This is a genomic window from Scytonema sp. PCC 10023, from assembly GCF_963920835.1.
Lineage (GTDB): Bacteria > Cyanobacteriota > Cyanobacteriia > Cyanobacteriales > Nostocaceae > Kalymmatonema.
The window spans coordinates 1-1,222 of record NZ_CAWUDP010000310.1; the positions used below are offsets into that span (position 1 = coordinate 1).

The window sequence follows — 1,222 nt, forward strand, 5'->3', positions numbered from 1 at the left end:
ACAATTGGAGTCCAAATATCGTTTTCAAACTCATTCCGATGCGGAAGTGGTTTTGCACTTATATGCTGAACGCGGTATAGAAGCACTTCACGCCTTAAATGGTATGTTTGCACTCGCTATTTGGGATACCCAAAAGCAAGAATTATTTTTGGCACGCGATCGCCTAGGCATTAAACCGTTGTACTATTGTCAAGTTGGATCACAATTTATATTTGGCTCCACATTAACATCGTTGTTAGTACATCCTGATGCTCCTAACGTACCCCAATGGCAGGATAAAACAAATTTAAGTGCATCTACATCCTATGTTAAAAGAATCAAAAGATTACCAGGCGGACACTATTTAACCTACAACGCTCAACAGGCGACTTTTGATGTAAACAGCTATTGGGAATTGAGTCACTATTTCGCAACTGAAAGCGAACAAGACCATCGTCCACTCCAAGATTACATTACAGAATACCGCGAACTGTTTGTTGACAGTGTGAAAAAGCAACTGATGAGTGATGTACCTGTGGGAGCTTTTTTGAGCGGTGGTCTTGATTCGAGTGCAATTGTTGCAGCCGCAAGTCAATACAAAAAAGATTTACATTGTTTTACAATTGTATCTGATTTTTCTTTAGAGGTTGGAGATGCCCAAGCCGCGCGGGACTTGTGTGATTATCTCAACTTACCCTTTCATCCAGTTTGGTTTGACCCAGAGAACATTATAGAAAACATCAATTTTTCTTTAGAAAAATTTGAATATTTGATTTGGTTAATAGATGCCCCGGTATTTCATATAGAATTCATGTTAAAGTCTGAGCTTCACCGCTATGTCAAAACCCTAATACCTGAGTTGAAGGTGATTTTGTTAGGACAGGGTTCTGATGAATTTGCCGGAGGTTATTCAACTCCAGAAGACGTTCCTCAATCAAACTGGAATAGTTTCAACACTCATTTGACTAAAACAGAGCAAAACTTAAGTGAACTCAAAAAGCCGACGAGCTTAAAAGATGGGTCATATCTGTTTGATTGGTTGGCAGAGGAGTCAATATCTTTACCATCAGAGTGTACTACTTTTCAACGAGAAATGTTACGGCGTATTCTCACACTACAACAATACAATCTCTGGCATGAAGATAGAAGCTCTTCTGGTCAAGGTATCGAAGCTCGCGTTCCTTTTTTGGATCATCGTCTGGTAGAATACTTGGCGGCAATTCCACCCAGTATGCAACAAACT

General features: G+C 39.8%; 1 protein-coding gene. It reads left to right on the forward strand.

Translation table 11 applies throughout. From position 1 onward, the window contains the following. Window positions 1-1,222: asparagine synthetase B family protein (locus ACM0OZ_RS48910; protein WP_414590170.1), on the forward strand; the 1,222-nt coding region annotated here is incomplete at both ends.